21 protein-coding genes are annotated in these 17,054 nt (G+C 64.2%); 16 read left to right on the forward strand and 5 right to left on the reverse strand.

What is annotated here, in order from left to right; all coding sequences use genetic code 11:
* From GC146_RS10780 to GC146_RS10825, 10 genes are all read left to right on the forward strand, one after another.
* Positions 1-204 (forward strand): DUF1737 domain-containing protein, encoded by a 204-nt coding sequence (locus GC146_RS10780; RefSeq protein ID WP_291838035.1) that lies wholly within the window; start codon positions 1-3, stop codon positions 202-204.
* A gap of 4 nt (positions 205-208) precedes the next feature.
* A complete protein-coding gene (locus GC146_RS10785) occupies positions 209-1,237 on the forward strand; it encodes a MaoC family dehydratase (RefSeq protein ID WP_291838037.1) in 1,029 nt (342 codons plus the stop codon).
* The gene (locus GC146_RS10790) at positions 1,234-1,680 is read left to right on the forward strand and encodes a hypothetical protein (protein WP_291838038.1); all 447 of its coding nucleotides are present in this window, start codon (positions 1,234-1,236) and stop codon (positions 1,678-1,680) included. The genes GC146_RS10785 and GC146_RS10790 overlap by 4 nt, the downstream gene beginning before the upstream one ends.
* 188 nt (positions 1,681-1,868) lie before the next feature.
* Positions 1,869-2,252, forward strand: coding sequence for a succinate dehydrogenase, cytochrome b556 subunit (sdhC, locus tag GC146_RS10795; protein ID WP_291838525.1), 384 nt, complete (start codon positions 1,869-1,871; stop codon positions 2,250-2,252).
* 11 nt (positions 2,253-2,263) lie between these two features.
* On the forward strand, positions 2,264-2,635 hold the full coding sequence (sdhD, locus tag GC146_RS10800) for a succinate dehydrogenase, hydrophobic membrane anchor protein (RefSeq protein ID WP_291838040.1): 372 nt from the start codon (positions 2,264-2,266) through the stop codon (positions 2,633-2,635).
* Between the two features lie 14 nt (positions 2,636-2,649).
* A complete protein-coding gene (gene sdhA, locus GC146_RS10805; RefSeq protein ID WP_291838042.1) occupies positions 2,650-4,455 on the forward strand; it encodes a succinate dehydrogenase flavoprotein subunit in 1,806 nt (601 codons plus the stop codon).
* Positions 4,455-4,754 carry a hypothetical protein gene (locus GC146_RS10810; RefSeq protein ID WP_291838044.1) on the forward strand — a complete coding sequence of 100 codons (300 nt, stop codon included), beginning with the start codon at positions 4,455-4,457 and terminating at the stop codon, positions 4,752-4,754. The genes sdhA and GC146_RS10810 overlap by 1 nt, the downstream gene beginning before the upstream one ends.
* An 11-nt stretch (positions 4,755-4,765) precedes the next feature.
* Positions 4,766-5,107, forward strand: a complete 342-nt coding sequence (locus GC146_RS10815) for a hypothetical protein (protein WP_291838046.1) — start codon at positions 4,766-4,768, stop codon at positions 5,105-5,107.
* A 50-nt stretch (positions 5,108-5,157) separates the two neighbouring features.
* Positions 5,158-5,937: a succinate dehydrogenase iron-sulfur subunit gene (locus tag GC146_RS10820; protein WP_291838048.1), complete on the forward strand. Its 780-nt coding sequence runs from the start codon at positions 5,158-5,160 to the stop codon at positions 5,935-5,937.
* A gap of 10 nt (positions 5,938-5,947) precedes the next feature.
* The gene (locus tag GC146_RS10825; RefSeq protein WP_291838050.1) at positions 5,948-7,132 is read left to right on the forward strand and encodes a hypothetical protein; all 1,185 of its coding nucleotides are present in this window, start codon (positions 5,948-5,950) and stop codon (positions 7,130-7,132) included.
* Between the two features lie 6 nt (positions 7,133-7,138).
* Here the strand turns inward: GC146_RS10825 and GC146_RS10830 are convergent, their stop codons facing one another.
* Genes GC146_RS10830 through deoD form a run of 3 tightly spaced genes read right to left on the reverse strand, consistent with a single transcriptional unit; the run spans position 7,139 to position 9,802 of the window.
* Positions 7,139-8,041 carry a YiiX/YebB-like N1pC/P60 family cysteine hydrolase gene (locus GC146_RS10830; protein ID WP_291838051.1) on the reverse strand — a complete coding sequence of 301 codons (903 nt, stop codon included), beginning with the start codon at positions 8,039-8,041 and terminating at the stop codon, positions 7,139-7,141.
* A 60-nt stretch (positions 8,042-8,101) separates the two neighbouring features.
* Complete coding sequence (locus tag GC146_RS10835; RefSeq protein ID WP_291838054.1) at positions 8,102-9,085, reverse strand: aldo/keto reductase; 984 nt, start codon at positions 9,083-9,085, stop codon at positions 8,102-8,104.
* 12 nt (positions 9,086-9,097) lie between these two features.
* The gene (gene deoD, locus GC146_RS10840) at positions 9,098-9,802 is read right to left on the reverse strand and encodes a purine-nucleoside phosphorylase (protein ID WP_291838056.1); all 705 of its coding nucleotides are present in this window, start codon (positions 9,800-9,802) and stop codon (positions 9,098-9,100) included.
* A gap of 61 nt (positions 9,803-9,863) precedes the next feature.
* Between deoD and GC146_RS10845 the strand changes: the two genes are divergently transcribed.
* A complete protein-coding gene (locus GC146_RS10845) occupies positions 9,864-10,388 on the forward strand; it encodes a DUF4329 domain-containing protein (protein WP_291838057.1) in 525 nt (174 codons plus the stop codon).
* A gap of 4 nt (positions 10,389-10,392) precedes the next feature.
* Here GC146_RS10845 and GC146_RS10850 read toward each other — a convergent pair whose 3' ends face one another.
* Both GC146_RS10850 and GC146_RS10855 read right to left on the reverse strand, forming a co-directional pair.
* Positions 10,393-10,725 carry an H-NS histone family protein gene (locus GC146_RS10850; protein WP_291838059.1) on the reverse strand — a complete coding sequence of 111 codons (333 nt, stop codon included), beginning with the start codon at positions 10,723-10,725 and terminating at the stop codon, positions 10,393-10,395.
* Between the two features lie 139 nt (positions 10,726-10,864).
* Positions 10,865-12,832: a protein meaA gene (locus GC146_RS10855; protein WP_291838061.1), complete on the reverse strand. Its 1,968-nt coding sequence runs from the start codon at positions 12,830-12,832 to the stop codon at positions 10,865-10,867.
* A gap of 153 nt (positions 12,833-12,985) precedes the next feature.
* Here GC146_RS10855 and GC146_RS10860 point away from each other — a divergent pair, with 153 nt between their 5' ends.
* The 5 genes from GC146_RS10860 (at position 12,986) to GC146_RS10880 (ending at position 16,999) form a co-directional block, all read left to right on the forward strand.
* On the forward strand, positions 12,986-13,408 hold the full coding sequence (locus GC146_RS10860; RefSeq protein WP_291838063.1) for a hypothetical protein: 423 nt from the start codon (positions 12,986-12,988) through the stop codon (positions 13,406-13,408).
* Positions 13,409-13,458: 50 nt separating this feature from the next.
* Entirely contained in the window at positions 13,459-14,811 is a 1,353-nt protein-coding gene (locus tag GC146_RS10865) for a 1-acyl-sn-glycerol-3-phosphate acyltransferase (RefSeq protein ID WP_291838065.1), read from the forward strand.
* Between the two features lie 91 nt (positions 14,812-14,902).
* Entirely contained in the window at positions 14,903-15,250 is a 348-nt protein-coding gene (locus GC146_RS10870; protein ID WP_291838067.1) for a hypothetical protein, read from the forward strand.
* A gap of 147 nt (positions 15,251-15,397) precedes the next feature.
* Entirely contained in the window at positions 15,398-16,687 is a 1,290-nt protein-coding gene (ccrA, locus tag GC146_RS10875; protein WP_291838068.1) for a crotonyl-CoA carboxylase/reductase, read from the forward strand.
* A gap of 96 nt (positions 16,688-16,783) precedes the next feature.
* Positions 16,784-16,999 carry a hypothetical protein gene (locus GC146_RS10880; protein ID WP_291838071.1) on the forward strand — a complete coding sequence of 72 codons (216 nt, stop codon included), beginning with the start codon at positions 16,784-16,786 and terminating at the stop codon, positions 16,997-16,999.
* Positions 17,000-17,054: the final 55 nt, after the last annotated feature.

Consider the following 17,054-nt stretch of genomic DNA (forward strand, 5'->3'; position numbering starts at 1 on the left):
ATGATCGCCTATCGCCTGCTCACCGACGACGATACGTCCTCGTTCTGCCATAAGGTGACCGAGGCGCTATCGAAGGGTTGGACGCTTTACGGCGACCCGACCTATGCGTTCGATGCGGCCAATGGCGTGATGCGCTGCGGGCAGGCGGTAACCAAGGAAGTGCCGGGTGAGTATTCGCCGGAAATGAAGCTGGGGAAGCTTTAGGCCGATGGCCGACAAGACCAACCCCGGCCGCTTTTTCGAGGATTACGCGGTTGGGCAACAGATCGTCCATGCCGTGCCGCGCACGCTGTCGGGTGGCGAACGGGCGCTTTACCACGCGCTTTATCCCGCCCGACATGCGCTGACCTCGTCGGATGCCTTCGCGCAGGGCTGCGGCCTTCGGGCAGCACCCCTGGACGACCTGATCGTGTTCCACACGGTTTTCGGCAAGTCGGTGCCGGATGTCTCGCTCAATGCCATCGCCAATCTCGGCTATGCCGAGGTGCGTTGGCTGCGCCCGGTCTGGCCGGGCGATACGCTGGCGGCGCGGTCCGAGGTGATCGGGGTCAAGCAGACCTCCAGCGGCACCTCGGGCGTCGTCTGGGTGCGCACGACCGGTACCAACCAGCATGGCGAGACGGTGCTGAGCTTCGTGCGCTGGGTGTTGGTGCGCCGGCGCGACACAGGCCCCGCGCCCGACACCGTCGTGCCGCAGCTGGCCCCCGCCGTCGCCGCGCCGGACCTCGTCATCCCGCCGGGCCTCGATTTCAGCCGCTACGATGTCGCGCTGGCGGGCGAGCCGCACCGCTGGGGCGACTACGCGGTGGGCGAGGTCATTGACCATGTCGATGGCGTGACTGTCGAAGAGGCCGAGCACATGATGGCCACGCGCCTGTGGCAGAACACCGCCAAGGTGCATTTTGACCGGGGCGCGCGGCCCGACGGGCGGCGGCTGGTCTATGGCGGGCATGTCATCAGCATGGCGCGTGCGCTGTCGTTCAATGGGCTGGCCAACGCGCAGATGATGGTGGCGATCAACGCCGGCAGCCATGCCAACCCCTGCTTTGCCGGGGACACGATTGGTGCCTGGTCCGAAGTGCTGGACAAGGCCGAAACGACCGCGCCCGGTGTCGGTGCGCTGCGCCTGCGGCTGGTGGCCACCACAGGCGAGGCCGGCCGCCTGCGCGATGCCGAGGGGCGCTACCTGCCCGACGTGTTGCTTGACCTCGATTACTGGGCTTTAATGCCGCTATGACCTTTCGTGCCGCCGGACCTGCCCTTGCCCTCTCCCTCGCGCTGACCGCCGGGGCGGCAACAGCAGGAACGGTCTGCGCGCTGGACAAGGCGATAGAGGTGCCCCTGTTTCACGCCGCCGAGGCATCGCTGATGCGGGGCGACTTCGCGGGTTTCTTCAGCGTGATGCAGGACAATGGCCTGGTCGATTCCAACAGCAATGATGTCCGCACGGCGATCCAAAGCCTTCGCAATCTGGCGCCTCAAGGCTTCGACTTTTGCCGTGTGACTGTCCAGCGGCACGACGTCGGTGGCGCAATGCAAGAGATCGTCGTTTTCCATGCACCCGGAGAGCGCTTTCCTCTCTTTCTTTACCTTGCGGCCATGTCCAACGGCGAGAAGGACGAGATCATGGCGTTCCGAGTCGGGTTCGACTTTCGCGAGGCCGTCGACAAGTTGTTCTGACCACGATGCGCATCGGGCGTGATCACACGGGCCAAATGTGTGATCACAAGCACGAAAAATTGCTGCGTGCGCAGCATCAACCGCGTAAATCGGGCCTTGCCCGGGCGTGACTTGCGCCGAAATATGCGTCTATACCAGTGCAACTCCGCCACCCGAGTGCGGACATGACGACCAAGAAGGGAAATGCCATGGCCGAAGCACAGGGGCCGACCCGCCCCCTCTCGCCGCACCTGCAGATCTATCGCTGGCAGATGACGATGGTGTCGTCGATCCTGACCCGGATTACAGGTAACGCCCTGATCGTGGGCGTTGTGCTGGGCGTCTGGTGGCTGATGGCGGCTGCGATCGGGCCGGGCTATTTCAACTTCGTCAACGCGATCGCCACCTCTTGGTTCGGCGATCTTGTCTTCACGCTGAGTGCCTGGGCGGTCTGGTATCATTACCTTGCCGGGCTGCGGCACCTTTACTTTGATGCCGGTCACGGCCTCGACGTCGCCACGGCGGAAAAGCTGGGTTGGGCCTGCGTCATCGGCTCGGTCGTGCTGACCGTCATCACCCTGATCATCGTCTGAGGAGGGCGGCCATGCGTTATCTGACAGACCGCAAGCGGGCCGAGCGCAAGGGCGCCTCGGGCACCGGTACGGAACACCAGTGGTACATGCAGGTCAGCGCCGTCGCGCTTGCCTTCCTCGTGCCGACATTCCTCATCGTCTTTGGCCGCGCGCTGGGTGGCACCCGCGATCAGGTCATCGCCACCTTCGCGAACCCATGGGTGGCGATCCTGACCGGCATGGTGCTGTTCGTCTCGATGCAGCATTTCCATCGTGGCGCGCGCATGATGATCGAGGACTACACCCACGGATCAACCCGCAAGGGCCTGATCATGCTGGCGATTTCGGTCGCCTATACGGTCATCGCGATGGGCGCCTATGCCCTCGTGAAGATCGCGGTCTAAGGAACGGAGCCACCATGGCAGCTTATGACTATGAAACCCATGTCTACGACGCCATCGTCGTGGGCGCCGGCGGCTCGGGCCTGAGGGCCACGCTGGGGCTGGCAGAACAGGGCCTGCGCACCGCCTGCATCACCAAGGTCTTTCCGACCCGAAGCCACACCGTGGCCGCCCAAGGTGGCATCGCGGCCAGCCTGTCGAACATGGGGCCCGACCACTGGCAGTGGCACATGTATGATACCGTCAAGGGGTCGGACTGGCTGGGCGACATGGACGCCATGGAATACCTCGTGCGCGAGGCACCCAAGGCGGTCTACGAGCTGGAACATTACGGCGTGCCCTTCAGCCGCACCGAAGAGGGCAAGATCTATCAGCGCCCCTTCGGCGGCCATACCACCGAGTTTGGCGAAGGCCCGCCGGTGCAGCGCACCTGCGCCGCCGCCGACCGGACCGGCCACGCCATCCTGCACACGCTTTACGGCCAGAGCCTCAAACAGCAGGCCGAGTTCTACATCGAGTATTTCGCCATCGACCTGATCATGTCTGACGATGGGCAGTGCCAGGGCGTGCTGGCGTGGAAACTCGATGACGGCACGCTGCACGTCTTCAACGCCAAGATGACGGTTCTGGCGACCGGTGGTTACGGCCGCGCGTTCTTCAGCGCGACCAGTGCGCATACCTGCACCGGCGACGGTGGCGGTATGGTGGCGCGCGCGGGCCTGCCGCTGCAGGACATGGAATTCGTCCAGTTCCACCCCACCGGCATCTACGGCGCGGGCTGCCTGATTACCGAAGGCGCGCGGGGCGAGGGCGGATACCTCACCAATTCCGAGGGCGAGCGGTTCATGGAACGCTACGCCCCCACCTACAAGGATCTTGCCAGCCGTGACGTGGTCAGCCGCTGCATGACGCTGGAAATTCGCGAAGGGCGCGGCGTGGGGCCAAACAAGGACCACATCCACCTGCACCTCAACCACCTGCCCAAGGAAACGCTGGACCTGCGCCTGCCCGGCATCTCGGAAAGCGCGCGCATCTTCGCCGGGGTGGATCTGACGAAGGAACCCATCCCCGTATTGCCGACGGTCCATTACAACATGGGCGGCATCCCCACGAACTTCTGGGGCGAGGTCATCAACCCGACCGCCGACAACCCCGATGCTGTCGTGCCCGGCCTGATGGCCGTCGGCGAGGCGGGTTGCGCCAGCGTGCATGGGGCCAACCGCCTGGGCTCGAACAGCCTGATCGACCTTGTCGTGCTGGGCCGCGCCGCGGCGCTGCGGGCGGGCAAAGTGGTGGACCACGAGGCGCCCAACCCCGAACTGAACATGGCCTCTCTGCAAAAGGCGCTCGACCGGTTCGACGCGATGCGCCATGCCGACGGCGGCACCCCCACGGCCGAGTTGCGGCTGGAAATGCAGCGTACCATGCAGGCGGACGCGGCGGTTTTCCGCACCGACAAGACTCTGGCCGAAGGTGTCGAGAAGATGGAGCAGGTTGCCGGGAAGATGGGCGATCTGAAGGTCACCGACCGCAGCCTGATCTGGAACAGCGACCTGATGGAAACGCTGGAACTGGCCAACCTGATGCCCAACGCGCTGGCCACCATGGTCAGCGCCGAGGCGCGCAAGGAAAGCCGCGGCGCCCACGCGCAGGAGGACTACCCCGATCGCGACGACAAGAACTGGCGCAAGCACAGCCTCGCATGGGTCGACGGCGCCAAGGTGCGGCTGGACTATCGCCCCGTTCACCTTGATCCGCTGACCAAGGAAGAAGATGGCGGCATCGCGCTGAAGAAGATCGCCCCCAAGGCGCGCGTCTACTGATGCGGCGCGCGGGCCCCTTCGTGACGCTGGGCGCGTTGGGCCTGCTGGCGGGCTGCGCCCCGCCGCCGCCGCCCTCGCCCGAGCAGGCGGCGCAGGAATGCGAGGCGCGTGCGCGAGCGGCACAAGGGCCCACCGGGCGCGTCTCGATCGGGGTCAACAACCGCGGCAACAGCTACGTCGGCGGGGCCGTGGGCATCACCAGCGACTACCTGATGGGGCGTGATCCGCTGGCGGTCTACAACGCCTGCGTAATGAACCTGACCGGGCAGGCGCCCTACCGCCCTCCGGTCCTGCGTTGAGGGGAAGGGGAATGAAGGCACCGGTTCTACTGATCGGCCTGATCGTGCCGCTTCTGGCAGGTTGCATGCAGGCGGCCGGGCGGGGCGCGGCCCCGCCGGCCGTGGTGGCCGAAGAGGCGACCAAGGCCGCGGCGCGCTCGGTCGTGGCGCCGCTGGTTGCGGCCCAGGTGCCCGAGACCGAGGCCGACGCGCTGACCAACTGCATCCTCGACAATGTCACGCCCTCGGAACTGACCAGCATCGCCGCGGCCGCCAGCGCCCCCAGCGTGGACCCCGCCACGGCCAACCTGATCTCGGGCGTACTGGCCCGGCCCGAAACGATTTCCTGCGCGACCGTCGCGCTGACCAAATGACACCCATGCGCGGCCCGACGGCCGCCCACCGCTGAACAAGGAGCCGGATCATGGTTCAACTGACCCTTCCCAAGAACAGCAAGATCACCATCGGCAAAACGTGGCCGCGTCCCGAAGGTGCCAAGAGTGTGCGCAAGGTGCAGATCTACCGCTGGAACCCCGACGACGGGAAGAACCCGCGGCTCGACACCTATTTCATCGACATGGACAACTGTGGCCCGATGGTTCTGGACGCGCTGATCAAGATCAAGAACGAGATCGATCCAACGCTGACCTTCCGCCGGTCCTGCCGCGAAGGGATCTGCGGCTCTTGCGCGATGAACATCGACGGGATCAACACGCTGGCCTGCATCTACGGGATGGACGAGATCAAGGGCGACATCAAGATTTACCCCCTGCCGCACATGCCGGTGGTGAAGGACCTGATCCCCGACCTGACCCATTTCTACGCCCAGCATGCCAGCATCATGCCGTGGCTGGAAACCAAGACGAACCGCCCGCAGAAGGAATGGCGCCAGTCGATCGAGGACCGCGCCAAGCTGGACGGCCTTTATGAATGCGTGATGTGCGCCTCGTGCAGCACGTCCTGCCCCAGCTACTGGTGGAACTCGGACCGTTACCTTGGCCCCGCGGCACTGCTGCACGCCTATCGCTGGATCATCGACAGCCGCGATGAGGCGACGGGCGAGCGGTTGGACGATCTGGAGGATCCGTTCAAACTCTATCGCTGCCATACCATCATGAACTGCGCCAAGACCTGCCCAAAGGGCCTGAACCCTGCCAAGGCGATTGCGCATATCAAGCACATGATGGTCGATCGGCACGTCTGAGGCCGGGACGGTGCTGCGTGACCTCCTGATCCTCGGGGTCGCGGCGGCGGGACTGCTGGTGTTCCTGTCGCCGCCAATGCGGCGCTGGCAATTCTGGCGGGCCATGGTCACGCCGCTTGCCTCGATCATCGGCTCCGGCTTTCTGGTGTTGGGGCCAATCCTGAATGACAGCCTCGGCATCTGGGCGCCGCTGGCGATGGCGCTGTTGGCGGCGCTGGCCTATGCCTTTGGCGCGGCGATCCGCTACAATATCGGCGGCGGCGCGGACGGGTCCGGTCGGGCGGGTCGGGTGTTCGAGACGGTGGCAGGATGGACGCTGGCGGCCTGCTACGTCATCTCGGTCGCCTATTACCTGAACCTTCTGGGCGCTTTCGCGGTGCGGCTAACGCCCTTCGACAGCCCGCTGGCCGCGCGGATCGTGACCAGCGCGGTCTACATCGTCATCCTCGGCGTCGGCTGGACCAAAGGTTTTGCAGCACTCGAGGCGATGGAGAAATACGCGGTCAGCCTGAACCTTGCCGCGATCCTTGGCCTGCTGATCGGGCTGGCGCTGTTCTTCGGTGACAAGGTTACCGCCTCGGGTCCGGTGATTTCGTCCCCCAGCGTCGGGCCCTGGGCGGCGCTGACGCTGTTTTTCGGCATCCTGATCACCGTGCAGGGGTTCGAGACCTCGCGCTATCTGGGCGATGAATACGAGGCGGGCCTGCGTGTGCGCTCGATGCGCGCCGCGCAGATCGCTTCTGCGGCCATCTATCTCGTCTATGTGACGTTGCTGGTACTGTGCTTTGCCCCGGGCGCGGCCAAGCTGACCGAAACGGCCATCATCGGCATGACAAGCAACGTCTCGCCGGTTCTGCCTATCGTGCTGACGGCGGCCGCATTGGCCGCACAGTTCAGCGCCTCCGTTGCCGATACGACCGGGGCGGGCGGGCTGGTTTCGGAACGCTCCGGCGGTCTTGTGGGCAACCGGATGTCCTACGCGGTGCTGGTCGCGGCGGGGTTGGCGCTGACATGGACAGCGGATGTCTTTGCGATCATCTCCTATGCGTCGCGGGCCTTCGCGCTCTACTACGCGGTCGAGGCGGCGATTGCCGCCCTGGCGGCCCGGCGCGAAGGTGACCGCAGGATGTGGGCGTTCGCGGTTCTTTGCCTGTTGGGAATCGCGATTGCGGCCCTTGGCCGGCCGGTGGAATAGCCGGTCTTAGGCCGGTGCGGGGCATGGGCAGGCCGTGGCCAGTTGCGGCGTCGCCACCGGTCCGCGCCACCAGTCCCGCAAATCAGCCACCAGTTCGGCCCGCGTCGCCCGGCGCCAGCCGTCGGGCGTGCCGGTGAAATAGGCAACAAGAGTCAGCTGCGACTTTCCAACTGCGGTTTCCAGCACGATATCTTCGGGCAGGATCGTTTCACGGCCGTAGAGGTGCCGCGTGGGCAAGGCGAGATCGGGCAAGACCTGTCCTACCAACTCGGCGCAATAGACCGCATTGGGCGTGGCATTGTCGAAATGGAAATCGAACGCGCCGCCCAGCCTTTGCGCAAAACCCTCCGCCGCCGCGCGCCGGGCCGACCAACCCAGTTGGGGCCGCATGACCACTACGGCGTCGGTGTTCAGCACGACCTCTGCCGGCGACAGGTGCACCCCTTCGGCATCGGCCTCGATGAAAACCTGTCCGTCGCGGATCGCCTGATGCTGTGGCACAATTCGCGGACTGGACCAGACGCCAAGCGCGCGCAACTGCGCCTCGGTGCCAAGATAGACGGCGACATGTGTAAAGCGGCCGGGCAAGAACCGGCTCGACAGTCGGCCGCGGTTCGACATGTCCAGAATGTCGAGCGGGCGGAGCGCATCCAGAATTGCTGCCTGGGCGTCGGGGACAGCCAGATATCCGGTGCGCACCGGGCTGTCATGGATCAGCCGGCCAATGGGTTCTGCAAGCGGATCGGTCAACGCGACGACGACGGGCGGGTAGACGGCCGGGCTGTCACAGCAATGCTCCAGCGGCGTGCCTGCCAGTGCGGGCGCGACGCTGCCCGCATCCTGCACCGGGGTGCAGGCCGCCAGCCCCGCCAGCAGCACCACGACAAGCGCAACGAAACGCCCGATCATCCCCATGTCCCCCTCGCACCATTGCAGCGCAAGCGGCGGCACGGGGCAAGGGCGCGATGGTCAGGAATACCGCTCGACCGAGGCGGCCTGATCGTCGTTGTAGCGGTCGCCGTAGGCCCAGCCGACCGGCAGGATCTGCGCGATCTCGGCCATCATCTGCGCAGTCAGGTCAATCTCGTCGGCCCCGGCCCAGTCGCCCACATGCGCGGCGCTGCGGCTGCCGGGGATCGGCAGCAGGTGATCGCCCTGCGCCAGAAGCCAGGCCAGCGCCAGCGCGGGCGGGGTCAGGCCGTGATCGGCGGCATAGGCACGGAACGCCATCAGGTGCGGCAGGTTCAGCGCCCAGTTCTCGGCCGAGAAGCGCGGGATGGCGCGGCGGAAATCGGTCTGCTGCAGCGTCTCGGGGCGGAACACCTCGCGCCCGAAGATGCCACGCGCCAGCGGCGAGAAGGGTACGAAGGCCACGCCAAGGCGCGCGCAATCCTGAATCAGGCCCAGTTCCGGGCCGCGCGACCACAGCGAATATTCGTTCTGCACCGCCGTGACGGGGTGTTCGGCATGGGCGCGGCGCAAGGTATAGGGCGCGATTTCCGACAGGCCCCAGCCGCCGATCTTTCCCTCGGCGATCAGTCGACCCATCGTCTGGGCGACCTCCTCGATCGGGCGGGATTGCTCGTGCCGGTGGATGTAGAACAGGTCGACATGGCTAACGCCCAGCCGCCGGAGCGAACCTTCCAGTTCGGCCCGCAGGTAGGCTTCGGAATTGTCGATCCGGCGTACCTTGCCCGGCACGATCCCGGCCTTTGTGGCAATCACCGGGCTGTGGCCGCGCAACGACAGCCAACGCCCGACAACGGTTTCCGACAGGCCCGCACCGTAGATGTTGGCGATGTCGAAGAAGGTGATGCCAAGGTCCCATGCGGCATCTAGCGCGGCAAGGCTGTCAGCCTCTGTCGTGGCGCCGAAAAGACCCCCGAAGGACAGACAACCAAAGCCGATAGCGGAAACGGTAGGCCCTTCGGCCCCAAGACGGCGGGTTTTCATCGTTTTCTCCGGTCAGGCAAAGGCGGCGGTCAAGGCGATTTCCACCATGTCGCCAAAGCTGCGTTCGCGCTGGTCGCTAGGCAGGGCCTCGTGTGTTTTCAGGTGGTCGCTGACCGTCAGCACCGCCAGCGCGCGTCGCTTGTAGCGGGCGGCGAGGATGTAAAGCTCGGCCGCCTCCATCTCGACGCCAAGAATGCCGTGCCGTTCCATCTCGGTGGTCAGATCGGGACGTTCGTCGTAAAAGACATCCGAGGAATAGATGCCGCCGACATGTGTCGTGACCCCGCGCGCCTTTGCCGCTGCGGCGGCGGCCGACAACAGGCCATAATCGGCGCAGGGGGCAAACGACAGCTCGCGGAAGATCCCGCGCGATGGAGTCGACATGGTCGAGGCGGTCATCGCGAGGATCACGTCGCGGATGCCGACATGGTCCTGCATCCCGCCGCAAGAGCCGATGCGGATCAGCGTCTGCGCGCCGTAATCGCGAATCAACTCGTTGGCGTAGATCGACAGCGAGGGCATCCCCATGCCAGAGCCCTGGATCGTCACGCGGTGGCCGTTCCACGTGCCGGTAAAGCCCAGCATCCCGCGCACCTCGTTCACGCAGACCGCGTCCTGTAGGAACGTCTGCGCCGCCCACCGGGCGCGATAGGGGTCGCCCGGCAGCAGTACCGTTTCGGCAATCTCGCCGGGTTTGGCCCCGATATGAACCGTCATTCTTGGCGTCTCCATCTCGCTTCGCTAGGATCACGGTTACAAGGTCACGACGGAGAAACCAATGCGCATCGGCCCCGCGATTGCATGTCTGGTTCTTGCGGTCGTGCCTGCCGCCGGCCGTGCCCAGGACATGCGCGAGGCGGCGCTGGCCAAGGAAACGCTGCGCGCCCTGCAGGCCACGTCCTTTGCCAAGCATCGGGAATATTGCGGCTATATCGGTTTCGACCGCGACGGGCAGCTGCGCGCCACCGTCGCCGAACCCGGCACCAAGGCGGGGTGCGACATTCACCGCCCGCCCGGGTGGCGCCTGACGGCGTCATACCATACGCACGGGGCCTTCGACACCGACTATATCGGCGAGATTCCCAGCGATACCGATATCGAAAGCGACCGCGACCAGAACATCAACGGCTACGTCGCCACGCCGGGCGGCCGGTTCTGGTTCGTCGATACGGTGAAGATGGAGGTCCGCCAGATTTGCGGACCGGGGTGCCTGCCCGTCGCGCCGCACTTTTACAAGGCGGCGGACGGGCCGGTGGCGCAAAGCTATACCTACGCCGAACTCGTCAAACGAATGCAGGAATAGGGCTTCAGATTTCCATCGTGGAAATGTCGATGCCTTTCGCCTCGGCGTCCTTGATCCAGCCGGGTTTGCGCCCGCGGCCTGACCAGGTTTCCGCCGGATTCGCCGGATTGCGATAACGCGCCGGATTCTTCGCCCCGCTCGAGGCCGATTTCGCCCGTCCGCGACCCGAAGCACCCGTCAATTCGGCCAAGGAAAAGCCGTGCGCGGCGGCAGCTTCTTCAGCAGCCTTCCGTGCCATTTCGCGTTCGCGCTGTGCAACCCTTACCAGCGCTTTATCGATGTCGACGCGGAGCGTTTCCAGCTCCCGGCGGGACATCGTGTCTAGATCAATGTTCATCCAACTCTCCAAAATGGTTGCCCGGTTTCTCTCGGACAACTCCGCGGTTCATGCGGTATCTAAACCGGCGGGAATGGCAATGGATACCGACGTATACTACACTAAAGTATAGGTCAATATGGGCTAATTCAATTTCGATTTATTCTGCAGCGATGTCGTCAGTATCGACCAAAGCGACGATGTCTGCAATGATCCGATTCAATTCGAAATCCTTCGGCGTGTAAACTCTCGCCACGCCCATCTCGTGCAGGCTTGCCAAATCGGCGTCCGGAATGATGCCGCCCACGATCACCGGGACATGGCCAAGCCCGGCGGTGACAAGCCCGGACATCACCTCTTTCACCAGCGGCAAGTGAGAGCCCGACAGGATCGACAGGCCGATAACGTCCGCCTTTTCTCGCAGGGCCGTAACGACGATCTCTTCGGGTGTCATGCGAATGCCGTCATAGGTGATGGCCATGCCGCAATCGCGCGCCCGAGCGGCAATTTGTTCGGCCCCGTTCGAATGGCCATCAAGCCCCGGCTTGCCCATCAGGAACCGAAGCCGATGGCCCAGCCTGGCGCTGACGGCATCAACCTGCGCCCGCAAGTCATCCAAACCTTCGGTTCTGTTCGAGGGATGCGGTGAAACGCCCGTGGGCCCGCGATAAAATCCAAAGATGTCACGGACGACCTCGGCCCATTCCCCGGTGGTGACGCCGGCACGCGCGCAGGCAATCGAGGCTGGCATGATGTTTTGTCCGCCCGAGGCGGCACGGCGCAGCCCTGCCAGCGCGGTGGCGACTGCGCTGGCGTCGCGCGCCGTCTTCCATGCGGCCAGCCGTTCCAGCTGGTCGGCTTCGGCGGCAGGATCCACGACCATGATCGTGTCGGTGCCCGCCGTCAGGGGCGAAGGCTCTGCGTTCTGCCAGCGGTTCACGCCCACCACCACCGTCTCGCCCGCCTCGATGGCCGCGATGCGGGCGGCGTTGCTGTCCACCAGGCGCGACTTCATGTAGTCGATCGCTTTGATGGCGCCACCCATTCCTGCGATCTGAGCCATTTCCAATTTTGCTGATTCTTTGAGCTCTTCAACTTTTCGCGCTATCGCCGGATTGCCGTCGAAAAGGTCCTCGTATTCCAGCAAATCCGATTCGTAAGCTAGAATTTGCTGCATCCGCAGGGACCATTGCTGGTCCCAAGGCCGCGGAAGGCCCAGGGCCTCGTTCCATGCCGGCAATTGAACAGCCCGCGCGCGGGCATTCTTTGAAAGCGTAACGGCGAGCATTTCCAACAGGATACGGTAGACGTTGTTCTCGGGCTGCTGTTCGGTCAAGCCCAGCGAGTTGACCTGCACCCCGTAGCGAAAGCGGCGGTACTTCTCCTTGGTCACACCGTAACGCTCGCGGCAGATCTCGTCCCACAGCTCGGTGAAGGCGCGCATCTTGCACAACTCGGTCACGAAACGGATCCCCGCATTGACGAAGAACGAGATCCTGCCAACCATCTCCGGAAATGCCGTTTCAGGTACCTTTGCCCGCAGATCGTCGAGGACGGCAATTGCTGTGGCCAGTGCAAAGGCAAGTTCCTGTTCCGGTGTCGCGCCAGCCTCCTGCAGATGGTAGGAACACACGTTCATCGGGTTCCATTTCGGCAGGTGCTCGCGGGTGTAGGCCGCGACATCCGTAATCATCCGCAGCGACGGCGCGGGTGGGCAGATATAGGTGCCGCGGCTGAGATATTCCTTGACGATATCGTTCTGAACAGTGCCCTGCAGCGCAGAAATATCGGCGCCCTGTTCCTCGGCCACCGCAATGTAGAGCGACAAAAGCCACGGCGCCGTGGCGTTGATCGTCATCGAGGTATTCATCTGGTACAGCGGCAGACCATCGAACAACATCCGCATGTCCCCGAGATGGCAAATCGGAACGCCAACCTTGCCAACCTCGCCCCGTGCCAGCGGATGGTCGCTGTCATATCCCGTCTGCGTGGGAAGGTCGAAAGCCACAGACAGGCCAGTCTGGCCCTTGGCAAGGTTACCGCGATAAAGCGCGTTCGACGCCGCGGCCGTTGAATGTCCGGCATAGGTCCGAAAGAGCCACGGGCGGTCCTTCTGGGTCTGTGGCATCGGCAGTCCTTCAGGTAATAAAATTACGTTTGAAAACACCTACCGGACATTTTGTGCCAATGTCAATTCGCCGCAGCGCGGCATTGCGCCGCTTGCCGCCCGTCCGGCGCGGTGCGATGGTGCAACCTCAGCCACGCACAAGAGATCGGCCCAATGACCCTGTTCTTTGACGTTGTATTGGCGGTCCACCTTGCTGCCTTGGCGCTGGCTGGTCTGGCGTCGTTCGGCATGCCGATGGTGGCCCGTGCGCTTGCCAACGCCCCGCCCGAAGGTCGCGCAGCCCTTGGCGCCCTGCGCGGGCGCATCGCCAATGCCGGGCTGATGGCGCTGGGCACGCTGGTAACAACCGGCACAGTGCTTCTGCTGATCGGTGTGAACAAGCCGCTGGGCCTGTGGTTCGGGGCCAAGCTGACGGCGGTTTTCGTGCTGGCCTGCGTGGTGTTTTACGCACGCGAAAATGCGGCGAATGCCGCAAAGGGCGATGCGGCGGCGCAGGCTCGCGCGCCGAAACTCGCCCGCCTCTCGACCGCGCTGCTGTTGCTGGTCATCCTGTTGGCTGCGCTCGCCTTCGGCTGAGGCCACGCGCGCCGCTTTACCAGCGTCGCGTTTCCTGCGACCGTCCGGCCATGTTCACGACGGTCGCGATCCCGCTCTGGCTGCTGGTGCTGATCCTGCTCTTCGCGGCGGTGACCTTCGCGTCGCATTTCCTGTTTCCCTCGGTGCGCTGGTTCTTTCGAAAGCGCGCCGAGCGCCTGGTGGCTCGCCTCAATCAGCGCCTGACCCGCCCGATCGAGCCGTTCAAGCTGGCCCGCCGGCACGACATGATCCAGCGGCTGCTTTACGACCCCGACGTAACCCGCGCCATTGTCGAGCACGCCAAGGCCGAAGGCGTGCCCGAGAACGTCGCCTTCGAACAGGCCCGCCGCTATGCGCGCGAGATCGTGCCGTCGTTCTCGGCCACGGCCTATTTCACGTTCGGCACGCGGCTGGCCAGCTGGATGTCGCGCTCGCTTTACCGGATCCGGCTGGGTGCCTTCGACCGTGACCGGCTTGAGGCGATAGACCCGCAGGCGGCCGTGGTTTTTGTCATCAACCACCGCAGCAACATGGACTACTTCCTTGTCACCTATCTTGCCGCACGGGCCGGTGCGCTGTCCTACGCGGTGGGCGAATGGGCCCGTGTCTGGCCGCTGTCGACGGTGATCCGGATGATGGGGGCCTTCTTCATCCGGCGCAAATCGCGCGGAGGCCTCTATCGCCGGATTCTTGCGCGCTACGTTCAGATGGCCACGCAGGGCGGTGTGGCGCAGGCGGTGTTTCCCGAAGGCGGGCTCAGCCTGAATGGCCGACTGGCTCCGCCCAAGCTGGGGTTGTTGCGCTACATCATCTCGGCCTACCAACCTGACGGGCGCGCTGTCATCTTCGTGCCGGTGGCGGTGAACTATGACCGGGTGATCGAGGACCGCATCCTGATTGCTGCGGGCAAGGCAGGCGAACGCCGGTTCCGACCACCGCTGTCCACCGTTACGGCCGCGCTCGCAGAACATTTGTGGCAGCGCATCACCCGGCGGTTCAAACCGTTCGGCACCGCCTCTGTCAGCTTCGGCGAACCGCTGGATCTAGGTCCATTCATTGACACCGTGAAGGCGGATCTCGGCACCGCATTGGGTGCCGAGATGATGAAACGGATCGCCGCTGTGATCCCGGTCTTGCCAGTGCCGCTGGTGGCCCGGCTGATGCTTGCCGGGGCCGTGACTGACCGAGCCGAACTGCGCATCGCGGTGCAGGGCGCCCTTGATGTGCTGGCAAGCCGGGGTGTGGCGCTGCCGCGTCGCGACGCCGCCAAGATCACCAGTGATGCGCTTGATATCCTGATCAAGCGCAAGCTGGTGCTGGAAGACGCAAATGGCCTGCGCGCCGCCCCCGATGCCGCCGATGTGCTGGGCTTTTACGCCGACTCCATCGCGCACCACTTCTAGACCCGTCACAGGTAATTTCTTGTCAGGTCCACTTTGGTTTCCTAGGCTCTGTCTGGGCGGAATTTCGCCGAAGGCAACAGGAGATTTTCACATGTACTTGAGGACTACGCTCGCCGCCGCGCTGGTTGGCATGACCCTTGCGGGCTGCGATACGACGACAACGACCACCACCTACGCTGCCGTCGATCGCCACGTGCGCATCGTGAATCATACCAATCGCACGATCTATCGCTTCTACGGCTCGAACGTAGGCACCAATTCATGGGAAGAGGACATTCTTGGTCAGGACGTCCTGCTGCCCGGCCAGTCGGTGAACATCAACTTCAATGATGGGTCGCGCTACTGCAACTTCGACTTCAAGATCGTCTTTGCTGACGGCAGCAGTGCCGTCGAGAGCAACATCAATGTCTGCCGCGTGGGCACCTACACGTTGAGCTGACATCAAAAACGCTGCAGTGCGGCGGACATAAAATTACAAATTTATGTCCGCCTGCATTGCAATATTGCGCATCAAGTTCTATCTCTGGGCCAACGCGTCGATTCTGCGGCGCGGCAACAGCCGTGATGCCCAGGGAGGAGAACCCGCATGGCCCTCGATCAGACCCCGCCCGTGGCCACCTACGACGCGCCGAAGAAAGAGCTTTATGAGGTGGGCGAGATGCCTCCCTTGGGCTATGTCCCGGCGCGGATGTACGCATGGACCATCCGGCGCGAGCGTCATGGCGAGCCCGAGACGGCGTTTCAGGTCGAGGTGGTCGACACGCCGCAGCCCGACAGCCACGAGGTGCTGGTCATGGTGATGGCGGCGGGCGTGAACTACAACGGCGTCTGGGCCGGGCTCGGTGTGCCGATCAGCCCCTTTGACGTCCATGGCGCCGAGTATCACATTGCCGGATCTGACGCCGCGGGCATCGTCTGGGCCGTGGGGGACAAGGTGAAGCGCTGGAAAGTCGGTGACGAGGTCGTCATCCACTGCAATCAGGACGACGGCGACGACGAGGAATGCAACGGCGGCGACCCGATGTTCTCGCCCAGCCAGCGGATCTGGGGCTATGAGACGCCCGATGGCAGCTTTGCCCAGTTCACTTGTGTCCAGTCCCAGCAGCTGATGGCGCGCCCGCGCCACCTGACATGGGAGGAAAGCGCCTGCTACACGCTGACGCTGGCCACCGCCTATCGCATGCTGTTTGGCCACAAGCCGCACGAATTGAAGCCGGGGCATAACGTGCTGGTCTGGGGCGCATCGGGCGGTCTGGGCTCTTACGCGATCCAGCTGATTAACACCGCTGGCGGCAACGCGATCGGGGTGATCAGCGACGAGGACAAGCGCGACTTTGTCATGAGCCTTGGCGCAAAAGGCGTGATCAACCGCAAGGATTTCGCCTGCTGGGGCCAGATGCCCACCGTCAACACGCCCGAATACAAGACGTGGTTCGCCGAGGTGCGCAGGTTTGGCAAGGCGATCTGGGAGATCACCGGCAAGGGTGTGAATGTCGACATGGTGTTCGAACATCCGGGCGAAAGCACGTTTCCGGTCAGCGTCTTCGTGACCAAACGCGGCGGCATGGTGGTGATCTGTGCCGGCACGACCGGCTACAACCTGACGATGGATGCGCGCTATCTCTGGATGCACCAGAAGCGGGTACAGGGCAGCCACTTTGCCAACCTCAAGCAGGCCAGCGCCGCCAACCAATTGATGATCGAGCGTCGGCTGGACCCGTGCATGTCCGAGGTGTTCAGCTGGGCCGATACTCCGTCCGCCCATACCAAGATGCGCCGGAACGAGCATAAGCCGGGCAATATGGCGGTGCTGGTGCAATCGCCCCGCACGGGTTTGCGCACCTTCGAGGACGCGGTGGCCGATTCGATCCGCTAGAGGGCGCGGCCACCACATCCACCAACATCTTGTTTACTTCTGACGTGATAGCGTGGCCTGCAAGGATATCGTCACCCCTTGCTGGAAAGGCCGCGGATGGGAAACAACTGGATCATCGACGTACTCGACGACTTGCAGGTCTTTGCAAGGCTGAACGATCTGCCGTCATTTGCTGGCCAACTTGAAGCGGCCCGCGCAGCGGCCATCGACGACATCGCCGCGCGCCGGCGTGCGGGCCAGGGTGCCACTCATCCCGCGCGCGACGATGCCGCCACGTTTGCCGCCAATGCGCGCGCCCGTCCCGGCCCCTGAAAGGCGACTGCGTCGGCGCCGGGCGCTCTGGTCCTGACGCTGCGGCGCGGCTAGG

Origin of the sequence: Limimaricola sp. (genome assembly GCF_016125575.1) — a bacterium.
Lineage (GTDB): Bacteria > Pseudomonadota > Alphaproteobacteria > Rhodobacterales > Rhodobacteraceae > WGLM01.

Excerpts from the sequence above, each read along its gene's own strand:
- ccrA (WP_291838068.1), top strand. The coding sequence starts at position 15,398 with ATGGCCCTCGATCAGACCCCGCCCGTGGCCACCTACGACGCGCCGAAG.
- sdhA (WP_291838042.1), top strand. The coding sequence starts at position 2,650 with ATGGCAGCTTATGACTATGAAACCCATGTCTACGACGCCATCGTCGTG.
- GC146_RS10870 (WP_291838067.1), top strand. The coding sequence starts at position 14,903 with ATGTACTTGAGGACTACGCTCGCCGCCGCGCTGGTTGGCATGACCCTT.
- sdhC (WP_291838525.1), top strand. The coding sequence starts at position 1,869 with ATGGCCGAAGCACAGGGGCCGACCCGCCCCCTCTCGCCGCACCTGCAG.
- GC146_RS10835 (WP_291838054.1), bottom strand. The coding sequence starts at position 9,085 with ATGAAAACCCGCCGTCTTGGGGCCGAAGGGCCTACCGTTTCCGCTATC.
- deoD (WP_291838056.1), bottom strand. The coding sequence starts at position 9,802 with ATGACGGTTCATATCGGGGCCAAACCCGGCGAGATTGCCGAAACGGTA.
- GC146_RS10815 (WP_291838046.1), top strand. The coding sequence starts at position 4,766 with ATGAAGGCACCGGTTCTACTGATCGGCCTGATCGTGCCGCTTCTGGCA.
- GC146_RS10790 (WP_291838038.1), top strand. The coding sequence starts at position 1,234 with ATGACCTTTCGTGCCGCCGGACCTGCCCTTGCCCTCTCCCTCGCGCTG.
- GC146_RS10820 (WP_291838048.1), top strand. The coding sequence starts at position 5,158 with ATGGTTCAACTGACCCTTCCCAAGAACAGCAAGATCACCATCGGCAAA.
- GC146_RS10785 (WP_291838037.1), top strand. The coding sequence starts at position 209 with ATGGCCGACAAGACCAACCCCGGCCGCTTTTTCGAGGATTACGCGGTT.
- GC146_RS10780 (WP_291838035.1), top strand. The coding sequence starts at position 1 with ATGATCGCCTATCGCCTGCTCACCGACGACGATACGTCCTCGTTCTGC.
- GC146_RS10850 (WP_291838059.1), bottom strand. The coding sequence starts at position 10,725 with ATGAACATTGATCTAGACACGATGTCCCGCCGGGAGCTGGAAACGCTC.
- GC146_RS10880 (WP_291838071.1), top strand. The coding sequence starts at position 16,784 with ATGGGAAACAACTGGATCATCGACGTACTCGACGACTTGCAGGTCTTT.
- sdhD (WP_291838040.1), top strand. The coding sequence starts at position 2,264 with ATGCGTTATCTGACAGACCGCAAGCGGGCCGAGCGCAAGGGCGCCTCG.
- GC146_RS10860 (WP_291838063.1), top strand. The coding sequence starts at position 12,986 with ATGACCCTGTTCTTTGACGTTGTATTGGCGGTCCACCTTGCTGCCTTG.
- GC146_RS10810 (WP_291838044.1), top strand. The coding sequence starts at position 4,455 with ATGCGGCGCGCGGGCCCCTTCGTGACGCTGGGCGCGTTGGGCCTGCTG.
- GC146_RS10865 (WP_291838065.1), top strand. The coding sequence starts at position 13,459 with ATGTTCACGACGGTCGCGATCCCGCTCTGGCTGCTGGTGCTGATCCTG.
- GC146_RS10855 (WP_291838061.1), bottom strand. The coding sequence starts at position 12,832 with ATGCCACAGACCCAGAAGGACCGCCCGTGGCTCTTTCGGACCTATGCC.
- GC146_RS10830 (WP_291838051.1), bottom strand. The coding sequence starts at position 8,041 with ATGATCGGGCGTTTCGTTGCGCTTGTCGTGGTGCTGCTGGCGGGGCTG.
- GC146_RS10845 (WP_291838057.1), top strand. The coding sequence starts at position 9,864 with ATGCGCATCGGCCCCGCGATTGCATGTCTGGTTCTTGCGGTCGTGCCT.